Raw genomic sequence first — 15,844 nt, forward strand, 5'->3', positions numbered from 1 at the left:
AAATGCCTCAAGTCCTCACGGTTAGCTGTAAGCTCGAAGTTACACCAAGTCAAGTTGAAAAACTTGATGCGGTACTTCGGGCTTTTGCAAGTTGCTGTGAGTATGTAAACAAAAACACCAACCAAAAACTGACCAACCAGATAGCCGTACAATCCTTAATTTACAAGGAAGCACGAGATTATTCGGGAATGTCTGCTCAGATGACCATCCATGCTATTCGCAGGGTTTGTGCTAATCGCAAGACTGCCAAGCAACAAAATCGCCCAGTCAAAGGGTTTGCTCCGACCAGTGCTACTTATGATGCTCGAACTTTCACTTTTCGCGAGAAGGATTGGACGGTTAGCTTGACGATGGTTAAAGGCAGAGAGAAATTCCCTCTGCACATCGGCAACTATCAGCGTCATTTGCTTGCTGGGACAAATCCTAAATCGGCAGTGCTGGCAAAGCGCAAAGATGGTACTTATTACTTGCAAATTCAGCTTGAATCCGAGCCACCACAACCCGAAAAGACTCTTCAGGTCTTGGGGGTCGATCTGGGACGCACAGACATCTGTGTTACCTCTGAAGGGGAGAAGTTTAACGGAGAACAGATAACTCAAGTTCGAGATCGATACGCCCGTGTCAGAGCTTCGTTGCAACAAAGGGCGTCCAAAGGCACTCGTAGTAGTCGGCGTAGATGTCGGCAACTTCTGCAACGGTTGAGTGGACGCGAACGAAGATTTCAGACACAGGTAAACCATGCCGTCAGTTACCGACTCATCCAACACGCCAAAAAAACCAGCCAAACCATTGCTTTGGAGAATTTGACCGGGATTAGGGAGCGTACTAACCAACAACCTCGCTCTCAAACTCAAAGGCGTAGGAGTAATAGTTGGGCGTTCTACCAACTTCGCCAATTCCTCACTTATAAAGCCGTAAAGTTTGGCGTGAATCTGGTGTTTGTTGACCCAAGATACACATCCCAAACCTGTCACAAATGCCTGCATATTCATCCAGTTAGAGGTGAATCGTACAGAAGTGGCAAAAAGTTTAGATGCGGTCATTGTGGTTGGATTGGCGATGCTGACGAGAATGCGGCTAAAAATATTTCTAGTTTGGGGCTGATTTTAGACCAGCCTAGAGGTTCAGGACTTGCTTGTTCGCTAGAGCAGCACGTTCTAGGGCTACTGAAATCTCCGACCGAGCGTGTAAGCAGATCGGGGAAGTTTAAATATCGCTTGTTAAAATAAAACGCCAATCGCATTTATCCATACCGTGACTGACTACACTAGCAGTTGCAGTGGGAAAGATGGCTTCAGTTACAAGCGCTTGTGCCAAATCGTCATTTTCTGGCACGCAGAACATATGCACATACCCAGGTACAGGCTGCGAAATGCCTGGGGATGCGATCGCACCCCACTGGACGTGCAGCAACGGTAAGTATTCTGCGGTACTTTGCAGTTTTAAATCTTTTATCCCTCGCAGCGAGAGATAGGAAATATTGCCGCGATGTTCCACAAGTAGGGATGAGCAACGGCGCATATTTTCTGCATCCAAGCTGTATATTAATAGTGTAGCTGTGTGGCGAAATTTTACCGGACTAAATCTTTCCAGAACGCTAACCAGACGATTGGGAGTGCGATCGCCCTTATTCATGGAAATAGTATATCCGCGATCGCAACGAGAAATATTACCATCGAGGGCGTGGCGCAGCAATCGCAGGGAAAGGTGTTGACGTTGGTAATTTGGGTGAACTTTCAAATCGCACAGATACCAAGCCGGACGAACTTCCTCGCCTTGACAGTAGGGAACTTGGCGCAGCACACCCGTCCCAACACCTGCAACGCAGCGATCGGAAACATCGACAGCGACGTAGTAATTTACTTCACCCAAGCGATCGAAAAAAGCAAAATAATCTTTGCCGTGGTCGATTTGAAAAAAATCATCCCCCAGCGGATAAATAGCAGCTTGTTCGATCGCCACAATACCGGGTTGAAAATGCGATCGTTCCTCATATGCAATGCGGTGAATTTTCATTATACATCTCCAAAAATTCTTGTGGGGCAGGCATCCTGCCTGCCTTTGAGATTCTTTGTTGGAGATATCTATTAGACCTCTGGCAAAAGTCCTGCTGCGAATAATCTTAACTCACTGATTTGCCATCCACTATATCTGTGTTCATCTGTGTTCATCTGTGGATATCTGTGGTAAAAAAAATCCCATACCTTAGACGTTGGCAAAAAATCTATTCCTTCACCCCAACAACAACTTCTCGATAAAAAAACGAACGATCTGATGTCAGTAACTCGGCACTAAACTGACGATCGACTAAAACAAAATCCCCCATAACGGCTGCCAAATCGAGATCGCCATTGAGTCGTCGTCCAATTAGCATACCACCCGGTTGCAAACAACTCACAGCACTTGTCAACATAGCGTGTAAATCGGATAAAGGCATCCAGTCAGAAATATTAGAAAACTGAATCAAGTCAAATTTATTTTCCTTTGCCAATTGCGGCATTACCTCAACAAATGCACCTTGATGCAGTCGCAGTCGATTAGTTCCCAAAGAACGAATTTTCGCTTGTACAGATGGCTGCAAATAAAGGGGAACTCCATCCACTCCATCAGCGTAGCGATCGCCCCAAACTTGCGTCAAAAAGTAATTTCCCTTCGCCACAAATCGCTGCAAAGCAATTGCAAACATATCCGCAAAATGCTCGCCGAAACTGCGTTCCATCGAATAGTTGACCGCAGCTTCTCCAAAAGTGCGTGCCAGTTTTCCTCTCTCAAACACAGTCTCAAAAATAGTTCGCCACCGGGGATGTGCGATCGCATTTTCTGGAGAAGTCAGCGCATCTATTCCATCAGCGGCAAAATGGGCGGACAGTTCCCGAAATAACTGCTCAAAACGCCCGACGCGATTGACACCGAAGCCAATTTGTGCTATTCGCGCATCCCAAAACACCCGCGTAGTTTCTGGAAGTTGCGATCGCAATTGTGCGTAAATGGATATGCGATCGTCCTCAGTCGCCGTTAAATCTGCCCCAATTAACTTTAACTGATTGTCGAGAGATAGATACAATAATGCCTGTCTGCGTAACTCCACCAGATGCAGTTGGGCGGGATTGAGATCCACAGCTTCCACCTGCGCCACAGCAGAACTGGAAAGCAAACTGAGTGCTGTACAGCCACCGGAAGCAATCAGCAACACGCGCAACGGATGACCTTGTTTTGCAGCTAAATGCTCGATAACTCGCAACTCAATTGTAGGGTCTTCCCGCACTTGGGAAAAAGCAATTTCAGAGGGAGGGCTGCAAATCACGATAAAGACTCCAAAAATAGTGTGCGCCGAGAACGAGTCCTTGTGCAACAAGAACGCGAGAACGCGACTCATGCCAAGCTGGTTCTGCTAATATCAGTAAATCTCTAGCGTGTTCGGTGTCGAGTTTTTCGTGTACTGCGTAGTGGGATTGGCTACCGGGAGTCGTCCAAGCGCGATCGCAAACGGTATGTGCGATCGATCCGCTGATGCCCACGTATAGGTATTCGATGATACCCAACATTGCCGCACCAGCTTCGACCGGTTGCGTTAAGCAGTAAGTCAGAATAGACTGATTGAATGCCAGGACGTTTGTGCTGCAAGGGATTTCCAATTCGGTGGCAGTTGCACCCAACGCACAGAGATATTGACGAAATGTGTATTTATGAGAACGCAAACATTCTCCGTGTCCGTGTTCCTCCGCCACATTTTCTGCCAAGGGTAGTCGCGCCTCCAGCAGCGGTGTCCGCGCCAACACAGCTGCAAGTGCTTGGGAAAAAGATTCGACTGCAAATCGAAATGGTAGTTGACTGCGGCGAAAGGCGTCGCGGGATGTGGAGTTGCTTTGCATCCATATTATATAAGGATGGCGACGAAAATCGTAAACTGCTGCCACTTGCAACACGGCGGCTTCTAAGGTGGGAATTGCGATTAAATCTTCCCAAATTAGGGAGGGTGCGATGGGAGAATTTTTAATGGCAAATATTGTGTCCGGTAGCATTGGGAGTGAAAGAATTATGTTTTGGATTGTCTGTTGGCATCGTTAGTTAAAATTTAACCGCAGATGTAGGCAGATGCACGCAGATGCACGCAGATAAGATCGCGAATTTTTTAGGTTACGGATGTTAGGGGAAAGGATACGATCGCTATTTCTATTGTTTCGAGGTCACAATTGGTTACTGATCGCAATGCTACCGACTTTGGTGCGGCGAAAACTGGCAATGACGAAATCGCGCACAAAGGCGAAGTAGGAAGGGATGTAGGGTGCGCCGCGCCACGTTAACTCTTGTTTGAGTTCTTGATGCAAACGCGGTAAATTGTACCAGGGGACTGCTGGATATAAGTGGTGTTCTAAATGATAGTTTTCATTACACATGAAGAATCGGGTGATGGGATTGGTGAGAATGGTGCGCGTACCTCTAATCAGATCCGATTCGTCTTCTAATAAAGTGTGTTGACTCATACCGCGAATGTTGACCATTGTGTTAATAAATAACATGGGAATCAGCCAACCGTGAATTAGTAGCGATTGGGGAATGGGGGATAGCAACACTGCTGTTACCAACAATCCCAGCAAAGCAAGTTCGATCGCAATCCAAATTCGATCTTTTCTCTGACCTTGCCGAAATCCCAATATCGGAATCGCGATGATATATACTGGATAGCCAATTAACAACCTTCCCCAGTACATAAGGAAGACCAACCAGTTCCACTGGGTATAATTTTTGTAACGATCGGGATCGCCTTCTAAACCTAAATCCTTGTGATGCTTGAGGTGCAGGACTTTGTAAGCTGAATAGTTTTGCAGTACTGGCAAAGCGCACAGGATACTTAAAATTCTGTTCCAATGTGGGTTATTTGATAGTACGCCATGCACTCCTTCATGTGTAAATAAGCTGATGCCGTGTAAAGAAGCAGCCGCGAGAAGATAGAATGGCAGGCAGGCAATGTAGCGCCAAGGAGTTGCGATCGCCTCAACTAGCAGAAATATACCACCAACGGCAATTATATAGAAAAAGATAAATATCGCTAACCGATAGCGATGGCTGCCGATGCGATGCAACTCTTTGAGTAGGAGGACATTGATTGGCGGCTTTTCTAAATAGTTAATCCCAGACTGGACGGGGACTGGCTGTAAATCTTCTGGTAAGGCAGTTAGTTTGCTTTCCATATCAGAAACGGTCAGATACCGAATACTCTACTCTACAGTTCGATCGTGCTACAGTCTTTTTTGTCTGACGCAGGTTATGTGCAGCTTTTTCAATTGGCAGTTTTTTTAGCGTAGGGTGCGTTAGCTTCTGCGTAACGCACCTTCCAGTCGTGTCCAAAATGCGGTGCATCATCGATTCTGATATGCTTGCCAGAGATAATACCCCACAGTGGCAAAAATAACCAAAATAATCACCAACAAAAATCCTATATTCAGCACAAACTCTTGCCGTATTGCTGCCTGGATAATTTGCCATTCAATAAATGCAAATAACCAGATAAGTTGCATTTTCAGCCATTTCATCAGACGCAAAGCCATCTGATATTGTCTGTAAGCATTTTGCTCTGTTATCGGTACGGGATAATTAAATGTATGGGGAAAAAGATTTACTATTGTCAACGAGACATAAAACAATAAGCTGAGGCTCGGAAAAAGCAAGATAGTCAACTTGCTACCCATCCCATCTACCTTGCCAAACACATCAAAATGAATGGGAATAATATCGGGTATGGCAGCCCAATTAACGATGAGGTATATGATGTTAAAAGCTATTCCGGCAAAAGCGACTATTTCGAGCGCTCCATCTAGAGGCGATCGCGGTATATTTAAAACAGGTCGCGAAGTCATATTTTCCTCAAAAATTAGGTTGGTACAACAATAATATTATGGTCAATTTTTCGAGCGAAACAAACAACGATACAGTCAAAATTCGGTCAGTTGTGACCGCTGCTTTCGGTCGTCCAAATGAAGCTCTACTCGTGGAAACGATCCGCAACTCCCCGAATTTCATTCCCGAACTCTCGATCGTCGCAAAAGAGAATGAAAATGTGCTGGGTCACATTTTATTCAGTCCTATTACTATTGAAGCACAAGGACAGATAAGTAGAGCGATCGCACTCGCACCCTTAGCCGTCACACCTGCACATCAGCATCAAGGTATTGGCACCCAGTTGGTACATACTGGTTTATCAAAATGTCGGCAATTAAATCACAGTATAGTCGTTGTTCTTGGGGAACCGCAATATTATCGCCGCTTTGGTTTCCAGACAGCCAGTCAATTCGGCGTGCAAGCACCTTTCCCAGTTCCCGATGAAGCGTTTATGGTGCTGGAACTTCAACCAGATGCGCTGAAAAATATCAGCGGAACCGTGCGATATCCAACTTACTTTGATGAAGTTTAATGCACAAGCGAGCGGTTTCACCAGTCCGGCCAACCGTTTTATCTTGGTAATTTTTAATCTTATCTTGCCGCCAAAAAAATTAGGGAAAAGTCGCCGCTAAGCGGCGACTTTTCCCTAATTTTTCATTTTCTATCATTGCTCTCAACGCCTTACTTTTAGCTATCAAAATCTTACTTTTATTTCTCAGATTATGACTTTGAGATTTAGTTTTACTAGCATTGCTTATCAGAGCATCAAAGCTACTTTCCAGAACTTCATAGTCAATCACAAGCTCCTGATATAGATTTATGAGTTCCTCGTGCATGGTTGTTAATTGCTTATTCATATCAGCCATCTCCTGTTTTTAGGACACCTGTAAAGCCGAGCAATCTTTAAGGGCTACAGGCATTATAGTTACCATTAACTCGCAACGAGCGAATTATACATATCTATATTATAGGACATAAAAAATAATTTTTAATCGCAATTTAAACAAAAAGAGATATCTAATTTTGATTGATGAGACCGCAACCTATCCTTTCCCATCAAACCGCAGTTTTTTGAGCAAATCGACCTTTATTCCTAAGCGCATCTAAAAACGCATAAACCGCTGGAGAATGAAGCGCATTTGCCAAAATAGCTACCCCAATTACCCTTTCTAAATGCGCCGGCAAACTGCACACTCCCACACCGGGCGGTACGGGTTCGGCAGCAAGACGAGGGAGAATAGCGGCTCCCAAACCTTGTTGAACCATGCTGACAATAGTTGAATCTTCCCTGATTTCGTAAGCAATATTGAGGGGGTATTCTGCAATGGACAAACATTTGCGAGTCAAGGCATTGCAGGGAGGTATGGAACTGACAATTAATGGATATTTAGCTAACTCTTTCCAAGTAACTTGGTTATTTCTCAATTTAGTTGTTGGTGGCAGCAGTAGAATGTAATCATCTCGCAGAATTTCCCAAGTTTCAAATTCATTGCTGGTGGGTAAATAGGTGAAACCAATATCGGCATAACCTTCGCGCAAAGCTTGTTCGATACTTGGGAAAGTGTCGTTTTCAGTAATACTGATGGTGATATTGGGAAAGCAGTGGCGAAATCGGGCGATCGCTGTTGGTAGGATGTGAGTTGCGACGCTGCGAAAACAGGCGATCCGCAGGCTACCCCCTTCTAAGCCTTTTTCTAAGTTGGCTTCTTTGCCGATTGCTTCCACTAGCTGTAGCACTTTACGCGCATGGGCTGTGATGCGATCGCCAACTGGGGTGAGATGGGCCCCGTGACGCCCCCTGGAAAGCAACACCACACCTAAATCTTCCTCCAGAGAAGCGATCGCATGACTGACTGCCGACTGGGATATCTGCATATGCAGCGCTGCTGCGCTGAAGTTGCCGCAGTCTGCCACTGCAACTAACACACGAAGCTGGGAAAGCTTCATATTGCTTGTATTGCCTTCATTCATAAAGGTTGTGCAAGGGGTTTGCTTCTTCGCAAAAGCCGCAAAATTATTTTACCTCTCTATCTATCGATTTTATTCATACAAGCTATGCAAGTTCTGTATGGTTGTTTAATTGCAACAAGGTTAGAGTGAAATTAAGCTAATAAACTGACTCTTACTTATAGGGAGATTTGTATGAAATTAGCTACACCTTTTTTCCACGATCGACAAAGCTACTTAAGGGATAATACGGAGAGCGAACTGAAAGAAGCTACTCCCAACAAATTCTTATTTCTTAACAAAATTTGGCAGGCTCTGCTAAAAGTTATTGTGAATGGAAACGAGCTGCAAGTTTGGCATAAGAGCGATCGCTCTGGTCATAGCGAATGGCACGCTTACGATCCAGCTACAGGTCGTCATGTTTCTGCCTCTTCCGACACGGAAATGCGGATTTGGATCGAGGAGCAATATTACCAATAATTAAGAAATTTGAAGTTGGCCTGTGGGAAAATACACAGATGAGCGCGGATTATTTTGTATCGCTATATCCGCGCTATCCACATCATACTAATAGGGGATTTTGCCTTCGCGAGCCTTATCGCTTCAGCGCTAAGCTCAATCCATCGCCGATGGGAATGAGACTGAGGAAAACTCGTTCGTCACGAAGCAATTTTTCATTGTAAGCTCGCATAATCTGGGTAATTTTATCTGGATCTTGAGGATAGGCAACTCGTCCGTACCACAAGACATTATCAACTGCAATCAAACCACCGGGACGAACAAGTTGGAGCGATCGCTCATAATAATTTTCATAATTTGCCTTGTCCGCATCGATGAACGCAAAATCAAACGTCGATGCCTGTCCATCTGCTAATAAACGATCCAAGGTGTCCAGCGCAGGTGCTACTCGCAGATCGATCTTATCCGCCACCCCAGCTTGCTGCCAATAGCGACGAGCTATTGATGTGTGTTCCGCGCTAATATCGCAAGCAACAATCTTGCCATCTGGAGGCAGTGCCAAAGCCACAGAAAGCGAGCTATAACCAGTAAAAACGCCCACTTCCAGCGTTTTCTTCGCTCCCATCAATTGCACTAATAGCGCTAAAAACTGACCTTGTTCTGGCGCAACCTGCATTACGGCACCAGGATGATTGGCCGTTTCTTCTCGCAGACGGCGCAGAATGTCTGGCTCCCGTAAAGAGGCAGATAACAGATAATTATAGAATTGAGCGCTCAAGCCAAGGGTATTTCCTGACATCGTTAGTTTAGAAATCGACAACCCCTACACCTTATCAAAAACTTGGGTTTAAAACCCCGTCCTTCTAGGACGGCTTTATATTAGGTTCTGGCAACAAGCGCAACCATACTTCTAACTAACTCGTTCGCGAGTCATGCCTCTATGTTCTGCTTCTGACTCTAGTTGTTTAATTTCATATTCTGTCATGCGTATATCAATCCTTTTTGTTTTCATTTTGTCCGGTCAAATGGCTATACACTTAATATAATGAAAGTCTTATGCTTAATATAATTTTTTCCAATTTGCACGAGGAATATATTTAATAGCATAGCCTATTGTTAATTGTCGAATTAGTAAGGTAGAATCAAGCAAAAATCAAACAAAAAATTGCAATGGTTCTTTCCGAACGCTTCACAGAAGCACTCGTTTTTGCCACCGAACTGCACGCGAACCAAGTCCGCAAAGGCAGCGGCGTTCCTTACATTTCCCATTTGCTGGGTGTCGCTAGCATAGCCTTGGAATATGGGGCGAATGAAGATGAAGCCATTTCTGCCCTTCTTCATGATGCCATTGAAGACCAAGGCGGTGCTGCCACACGAGAAGAAATTCGTCGCCGTTTTGGAGATACCGTAACTGAAATTGTGGATGGTTGCACAGACGCCGATACCACACCCAAACCCCCTTGGCGACAGCGCAAAGAGGATTATATTGCCCACATTCCCACAGCTGAGCGATCGGTGTTATTAGTCTCGGCATCCGATAAACTGTATAATTCCCGGTCAATTTTGAAAGATTATCGAATATTGGGCGAGTCAGTGTGGGGGCGCTTCTACGGAGGTAGGGAAGGCACTCTTTGGTATTATCGCGCTTTAGTGGAGGCATTTCGCAAAGTTTGGTCATCGCCTCTGATTGACGAATTGGAACGAGTGGTATCAGAATTGGAATATCTGGCTAATGGAGCATTAGACAGCGGGCATAAAAATAACTAATTACTGCTTCTCAATTAATAAATATCAATTACCAAATGGCAAACGTTAAATTAGAAAAAATAACGAGACGGTTTAATAACTCTACCGCGATCGCAGATATTACTTTTGAAGTTCCCGATGGGGAATTTTGGGTATTGGTAGGGCCATCCGGTTGCGGCAAGTCTACGATTTTGCGAACAATTGCCGGATTGGAAACTGCCACCAGCGGTAATCTTTATATTGGCGATACTTTGGTGAACGATATCCCACCCAGGCAAAGAGATGTGGCGATGGTATTCCAAAATTACGCCCTTTATCCGCATATGACGGTGGCGGAAAATCTGGCTTTTGGGTTGCAAATGCGAAAATTTGACCGGAAAACAATGAGAGAAAGGGTGGAAAAGGTGGCGCGATCGCTCGATATTTCTCACCTGTTAGATCGGAAACCCAAACAGTTATCGGGAGGACAGCAACAACGGGTAGCCTTGGGAAGGGCGATCGCACGCGAACCGAAAGTTTTTCTATTAGATGAACCTTTATCTAATTTAGATGCCCAATTGCGAGATGATACGAGGGCAGAGTTAAAACAATTGCACCAGCGCGTAGGAATTACTACTATTTACGTTACGCACGACCAAGTTGAGGCGATGACGCTAGCTGACAAAATTGTCGTGTTGAATCGAGGTAAACTTCAACAAGTTGGCGAACCGCAAACAGTTTATGCGCGTCCCGCCAACAGAACGATCGCGACATTTTTGGGTAGTCCGCCCATGAATATTTTGTCTGCAACTTATGGGGGAGATAGATTGAAGTTAGGCGAGCAATTTTTACCCTGTCCGGCAATTATTCGCGAAAATTTACAACTCAGAGAAGGACAAAGTTTGGATTTGGGTATGCGGGCAGAAAATATCAGAATGGGGGCTCTTAAAGAAAACGATCGCTATCCGCTTTTTGTGGAAATAAAGGTGATAGAACCGCTGGGAAGGGAGACTTTAATTCGTGCTGTTTTAGCGGAGTCGGGAGTGCAGTTGAGTTTTTATGCAGCGCCAGAATTGAGTGTGCGTGTGGGCGATCGCATCCCCATACAACTCGATCTCGATCGGTTGTTTGTGTTCGATCCCGCTACCGGCGATACTCTCTATCCTTTACTTTGAATTTCTGCTATTTACTCTTTTGCAGTCAATTTTATAATTGTTTCAAACTCGAAGTTGTCTACTAAATCGTCAAGAGCTTGCGCCAGCAACGTATATTCTGGGGGAATTTGTACAATCAACTCTGAAACCATTTCATCGCTGCATTGTGCGGCAGCATAGTGTAGTTGTGCCACCCACAACTCTGGCATTTGGGAAAAGTAATGTTTAAAATCTTCTGGCGTCAAATTTTTCTGTGTTCTGCGGTTTCTGTCTTGTGTTTCGGATATTTTATCTTCGTAAAGATAGGCGACTTCTAGATATTGACTTAATTTTTCTAGTAAGATTTCTTCTCGAAATGGCTTGCCGATAAAATCATTACAACCTGCTGACAAGATACTTTGCCGATCGTCCTCAAAAGCGTTGGCAGTAAGAGCAATAATTACTGTCGATCGCTCCTGTCCGATTTCTCTTGATTTAATATATTTAGTGGCTTCATAGCCATCCATGACTGGCATTCGCATATCCATTAAGATCAGGTTTGGCTGCCAACTTTCCCACAATGCGATCGCATCTCGACCGTTTTCGGCTTCTCGCACCAGAAAGCCAATCGACGTTAATAATGTCACTAAAACCATCCGGCTTTCAAAGCGATCGTCAGCTACTAAGATGCGATATTCCGGTTGATTGGGTGCCAAAGCAATTACCTTGCTCTGTGGCCGATCTGCCTTAATTTTACTGGCGTCAGCGAGCGTTATTTTAATATAAAAACTAAATGTGCTGCCTTTACCTATTTGGCTGCTGACGCTAATATCTCCTCCCATCAGCTGTACGAATTTGCGGCTAATCGGTAAACCCAATCCAGTCCCTTGCTGAGATTTTCGACCTGTTGCTGTTTGCCCGAACGGTTCAAACAAAAGATTAATTTCTTCTGGCGCAATGCCGGGGCCAGTATCCGATACTTCAAAGTTTATGATGATTTGTTCGGACTCGTTATTCGAGATTCCTAATTTTTTGACAAATTCTTCCAGATTAATAGCTGATACCCGCAGCTTTACACAACCCTCTGTAGTAAATTTGATGGCATTACCCAGAAGATTAATTAAACAAGAGCGCAATTTACCTTCATCGCTTTTCACATATTCTGGAATATCCGCAGCGATTTCAAAAATTAACTGTAAGCCTTTGGATTCCGTTCTTAAACGAAACATTTTTTCCAAGCTTTCTAACAGACGAATCAAGTCAAAGAAATTTTCGTGCAACGTAATTCTGCCTGCTTCGATTTTGGACATTTCCAACACATCGTTGATCAAATCCAGCAGATGTTCGCCAGCACGATTGATAATTGCCAGATATTGCTGATGCTCTGCGGATATGGATGAGCTACGATTCATCACTTGGGTAAAGCCGAGAATGGCGTTGAGCGGGGTACGCAGCTCGTGGCTCATATTCGCCAAAAATTCGCTTTTGGCGCGGTTAGCTCCATCTGCGGCCAATACAGCTTGTTGCAGCGCTGCCGACTGTTTCTCAGTCTGCTGGAGCAATTCTGCCTGCTGCAAAGCGACTCCCAACTGATTGCCAATTTGCACTACAACATTGATTTCTGCTTCTTTCCACTGGCGAGGGCCAGAATTTTGATAAACTCCCAACAAACCCCATAGTTTATTGTTAGAAAAAATAGGGACAATTATGTAGGCTCTGGCTTGAAATCGCTCCAAAAGGTTAATGTACGGTGAGGGAAACTCAGCTTGGTAAATGTCTGGGATGCAGAGGTAATTTACGCTTTGGCTGTAGGTAGGTGAAGTTTCTTGCTGGTAACTATCTCCCAAAGATGCGTCCTTATTGCACAAAGCTTTTACAGTGCAACGACTGTCTTGTACGGTATTTTTAGCAAAATTGGGGTCGTTGTGTTGTTGTCGCAGCAAAGAAATCCACTCGCTTCCCACCGACTCGGCGACAAATTCGCCCGTCCAGTCAGGATGGAATTGATAGACGACGATGCGATCGCAATCGATCAGAAGTCGCAATTCTTGAGTTGTAGCGGTGAAAATACTTTCGATATCCAAAGTCTGCCGCATACGTTCAATTACTCTGGCGATCGCTTTCTCTCTTTCTGCCATCTGGCGCAGGGTTTCTTCTACTTGTTTGCGTTGCGTGATATCGCGTCCTTCTGTCACCAGTAACACCACATTTTGGTTGGAATCAAACACTGGTTTGATCGAAAAATCGATTGTGGCGATTGTGTTCAATGCACCCAAAATTTCTACTTCGTAGCGGACGATTTCCCCTTTGGCAGCGCGTGCGATCGCTTCTTTTAATTCCTCCTGTTTTGGTTGCAGGGAAGCAGCTTTCTTTTGCCGACCTTGGGAGCGCTTTAAATTATTGCCCCCACCAAGCTCACTTTTGCGATCGCCTTTTTCTTTGGGATTTTTTCTCGGTTCCATCCACCATTTTACCTCCCAAAACGGACGTCCCAGCAGATCCGATCGCTTCGATGCCGTGAAGTCAAGCGCTGTTTGATTTACATCCAGTACGGTGCCATTCGGTTGCAGTACCCCCGTGAATTGGAAACTAGAATTAAAAATAGCGCGAAAGCGTTGTTCGCTCTCACGCAGAGCTACTTCTGCTTTGTGGCGAGCGCCAATATCAAAAATTACCCCATCCAGCCATATAATTTTGTCGTTTCCATCAAAAATTACCTGACCTTTTTCGTAAACCCAAGCAATGCTACCATCGGCTTTAATTATTCGGTATTCGATGCAGTAAGGCTGTTTATTGCTGATACCTTCCCGGATAGTTTTTTTAACTTTAACTTTATCTTCAGGATGAACGATACTGTCAAAGGAGCGCACTCGCTCGTTAATAAAATCGCTGGGCGGATAACCGGAAATTTCTAGAATTGCATCGCTGATAAATACCATCGTCCAATCGGAATTGCAAAGACAGCGGTAAACAGCACCAGAAATGTTGCTAACTAAAGTTCTCAACCATTCTTCTCTTTCTCGCAGTGCTAGCTCTGCGTACTTGCGCTCTCGCGCTTCGATCCCCAAAGATACCAAATTCGCGATCGAGCGAGCGAAATTCTTGTCTTCCGGCGTCCAATGACGAGCAAATCCAACGTGTTCAAAACATACAACTCCTGCCGTTTTTCCCTTTACTCTAATCGGCATATCCAACATAGATGCAATACTTAATGGCGTTAGGTAACACGAAGAAAATTCTTTGGTTCTGGGATCGGTGTGGGCGTTTTCTGCTGCGATCGGTCCCTCTTGCTGCAAAGCTTGAAAATATGCCGGATAGTCTGTCTCTAACAGTTCAATTCCTTCGCCATGTCGGTTGTGACTTTTTTCAAATAAATCAAGGCACTGTATTTTTGTAGCCCTTTCGTTGTACAACCATACGCTAGAACGTTCAAGCCCAATGTTTTCAGCGCAAGCTTCTGTAATTTCTGCTAAAGCTGCTTTTAAATCTCCCTGATTTAGGGCTGGACTTTGGGCTAATTTTGTCAAAACTAGGTTATGGTTGCTCAATGCGATCGCCCTTTGTCGGACTGCTTCCTCTGCACGGATGCGCTCCCGAACTTCCTGTTCCAATTGCGCTTTTTGTTCCCGCAATTGTTTTTTCTGACGTACAATCATAAGTTGGTTTTCTACGCGGGCTATGACTTCTCGATCCTGAATTGGTTTGGTGATGTAGTCTATGCCCCCAGCACTAAAAGCTTTCACCTTATCCAATACATCATCGAGAGCGCTCAAGAAAATTACCGGTATTTCGCGGGTAATTTCGTTGGCTTTGAGCTGCTGGCAAACTTCATAGCCATCCATATTTGGCATCATAATATCCAGCAAAATTAAATCGGGCGGATCGGAAATGGCTACAGTTAAGGCAAATTTTCCATTGATGACTCGCCTAACTTCATAACCGTGAGATGTGAGTATACTCGACAGAAGTTGCAGGTTTTGCGGTACATCATCAACGATTAAAATATCTCCCCTAGTTTCTTGAGTGCGATCGCTAAACATTGCTTCTTAAATCTATTATTCGATCTAGACGAAAATCTTGAACTTTTTTGGCTAGCGCTTCAGCTAGACCTATATTTTCAGGAGGAATTTCTTCTAGCAATTTCCCAATTTCTTTTTCTCTAGCAGAGATAGCTGCCGCGTGCAATTTAGCTACCCATTCAGCAGGCATTTGCGCGAGAGCTTCCTTTAAATTAGGTATGCTACTCGATCGACAATTGTTCTCAGTATTTTCTCGTAAATCACCTCCGGTCGAGCTAAGTTCTTTATTTAAAGATTTTGCTTCTTCGTACAGATATAACACACCCAGATATTGACCCATCTTTTCAAAAATTTCTGACTCTTGGAAAGGTTTGCGGACAAAATCGTCGCAACCTACTGACAAAGCAAGGCGACAGGCATTTGGTCTTTTTGCCGAGTGCCGCGATAGATGACTGTTGCAGCACCTTGATGAATAACTTCTATCAGCTCAGCTCGTAGCCAGGAATTACAATCTTGCATTTGGTGAGAAATCTTTTGGTGAAAGTGAAAAATTATCGCCCAAATGCGATCGCTCCTATAGAGTAAGAAGAGGCTATAAATCTTGGATTTCAAGAATTAAGAATGTCCTAACTCACGAGAGCGGTTGCGATAAAATTGCGATCGATTGAGTTAGCCGAACCT

At 44.5% G+C, this 15,844-nt stretch carries 16 protein-coding genes; 5 read left to right on the forward strand and 11 right to left on the reverse strand.

Translation table 11 applies throughout. The features are described from left to right. Nucleotides 1-2 precede the first annotated feature (2 nt). On the forward strand, nt 3-1,229 hold the full coding sequence (locus tag ACE1CD_RS17525) for an RNA-guided endonuclease InsQ/TnpB family protein (RefSeq protein WP_374825766.1): 1,227 nt from the start codon (nt 3-5) through the stop codon (nt 1,227-1,229). On the opposite strand, the gene ACE1CD_RS17530 is transcribed toward ACE1CD_RS17525, so the two are convergent. The 5 genes from ACE1CD_RS17530 to ACE1CD_RS17550 all read right to left on the reverse strand — a co-directional run bounded on the left by ACE1CD_RS17530 (nt 1,207) and on the right by ACE1CD_RS17550 (nt 5,858). After that, entirely contained in the window at nt 1,207-2,016 is an 810-nt protein-coding gene (locus ACE1CD_RS17530; RefSeq protein WP_374825768.1) for a hypothetical protein, read from the reverse strand. The genes ACE1CD_RS17525 and ACE1CD_RS17530 overlap by 23 nt on opposite strands. A gap of 208 nt (nt 2,017-2,224) precedes the next feature. Continuing rightward, a complete protein-coding gene (locus ACE1CD_RS17535) occupies nt 2,225-3,304 on the reverse strand; it encodes a DUF3419 family protein (RefSeq protein WP_374825770.1) in 1,080 nt (359 codons plus the stop codon). Then, nucleotides 3,282-4,022, reverse strand: a complete 741-nt coding sequence (locus ACE1CD_RS17540) for an iron-containing redox enzyme family protein (protein ID WP_374825772.1) — start codon at nt 4,020-4,022, stop codon at nt 3,282-3,284. Before ACE1CD_RS17540 ends, ACE1CD_RS17535 begins: the two co-directional genes overlap by 23 nt. A gap of 165 nt (nt 4,023-4,187) precedes the next feature. Further along, on the reverse strand, nt 4,188-5,192 hold the full coding sequence (locus ACE1CD_RS17545; protein ID WP_374825774.1) for a fatty acid desaturase family protein: 1,005 nt from the start codon (nt 5,190-5,192) through the stop codon (nt 4,188-4,190). 168 nt (nt 5,193-5,360) lie between these two features. Beyond that, nucleotides 5,361-5,858: a DUF1648 domain-containing protein gene (locus ACE1CD_RS17550; RefSeq protein WP_374794193.1), complete on the reverse strand. Its 498-nt coding sequence runs from the start codon at nt 5,856-5,858 to the stop codon at nt 5,361-5,363. A gap of 38 nt (nt 5,859-5,896) precedes the next feature. Here ACE1CD_RS17550 and ACE1CD_RS17555 point away from each other — a divergent pair, with 38 nt between their 5' ends. Next, nucleotides 5,897-6,412 carry a GNAT family N-acetyltransferase gene (locus ACE1CD_RS17555; protein WP_374825776.1) on the forward strand — a complete coding sequence of 172 codons (516 nt, stop codon included), beginning with the start codon at nt 5,897-5,899 and terminating at the stop codon, nt 6,410-6,412. A gap of 79 nt (nt 6,413-6,491) precedes the next feature. Here the strand turns inward: ACE1CD_RS17555 and ACE1CD_RS17560 are convergent, their stop codons facing one another. Both ACE1CD_RS17560 and ACE1CD_RS17565 read right to left on the reverse strand, forming a co-directional pair. Beyond that, nucleotides 6,492-6,737 (reverse strand): hypothetical protein, encoded by a 246-nt coding sequence (locus ACE1CD_RS17560; protein WP_374825778.1) that lies wholly within the window; start codon nt 6,735-6,737, stop codon nt 6,492-6,494. A 199-nt stretch (nt 6,738-6,936) separates the two neighbouring features. After that, the gene (locus ACE1CD_RS17565) at nt 6,937-7,851 is read right to left on the reverse strand and encodes a LysR family transcriptional regulator (RefSeq protein WP_374825780.1); all 915 of its coding nucleotides are present in this window, start codon (nt 7,849-7,851) and stop codon (nt 6,937-6,939) included. Nucleotides 7,852-8,022: 171 nt separating this feature from the next. Between ACE1CD_RS17565 and ACE1CD_RS17570 the strand changes: the two genes are divergently transcribed. Then, the gene (locus ACE1CD_RS17570; protein WP_374794189.1) at nt 8,023-8,307 is read left to right on the forward strand and encodes a hypothetical protein; all 285 of its coding nucleotides are present in this window, start codon (nt 8,023-8,025) and stop codon (nt 8,305-8,307) included. A gap of 115 nt (nt 8,308-8,422) precedes the next feature. On the opposite strand, the gene ACE1CD_RS17575 is transcribed toward ACE1CD_RS17570, so the two are convergent. Further along, a complete protein-coding gene (locus tag ACE1CD_RS17575) occupies nt 8,423-9,085 on the reverse strand; it encodes a class I SAM-dependent methyltransferase (RefSeq protein ID WP_374825782.1) in 663 nt (220 codons plus the stop codon). Between the two features lie 371 nt (nt 9,086-9,456). Between ACE1CD_RS17575 and ACE1CD_RS17580 the strand changes: the two genes are divergently transcribed. Both ACE1CD_RS17580 and ACE1CD_RS17585 read left to right on the forward strand, forming a co-directional pair. Further along, nucleotides 9,457-10,053 (forward strand): HD domain-containing protein, encoded by a 597-nt coding sequence (locus ACE1CD_RS17580; RefSeq protein ID WP_374825784.1) that lies wholly within the window; start codon nt 9,457-9,459, stop codon nt 10,051-10,053. Between the two features lie 35 nt (nt 10,054-10,088). Next, nucleotides 10,089-11,186, forward strand: a complete 1,098-nt coding sequence (locus ACE1CD_RS17585) for an ABC transporter ATP-binding protein (protein WP_374825786.1) — start codon at nt 10,089-10,091, stop codon at nt 11,184-11,186. Nucleotides 11,187-11,197: 11 nt separating this feature from the next. Here the strand turns inward: ACE1CD_RS17585 and ACE1CD_RS17590 are convergent, their stop codons facing one another. Genes ACE1CD_RS17590 through ACE1CD_RS17600 form a run of 3 tightly spaced genes read right to left on the reverse strand, consistent with a single transcriptional unit; the run spans nt 11,198 to nt 15,775 of the window. Beyond that, nucleotides 11,198-15,184 carry a response regulator gene (locus tag ACE1CD_RS17590; protein WP_374825788.1) on the reverse strand — a complete coding sequence of 1,329 codons (3,987 nt, stop codon included), beginning with the start codon at nt 15,182-15,184 and terminating at the stop codon, nt 11,198-11,200. Then, on the reverse strand, nt 15,177-15,566 hold the full coding sequence (locus ACE1CD_RS17595) for a hypothetical protein (RefSeq protein ID WP_374825790.1): 390 nt from the start codon (nt 15,564-15,566) through the stop codon (nt 15,177-15,179). Before ACE1CD_RS17595 ends, ACE1CD_RS17590 begins: the two co-directional genes overlap by 8 nt. After that, complete coding sequence (locus ACE1CD_RS17600; RefSeq protein WP_374825792.1) at nt 15,557-15,775, reverse strand: hypothetical protein; 219 nt, start codon at nt 15,773-15,775, stop codon at nt 15,557-15,559. Before ACE1CD_RS17600 ends, ACE1CD_RS17595 begins: the two co-directional genes overlap by 10 nt. Nucleotides 15,776-15,844 lie beyond the last annotated feature (69 nt).

It is taken from the genome of Aerosakkonema sp. BLCC-F183, from assembly GCF_041929145.1.
Taxonomy (GTDB): domain Bacteria; phylum Cyanobacteriota; class Cyanobacteriia; order Cyanobacteriales; family Aerosakkonemataceae; genus Aerosakkonema.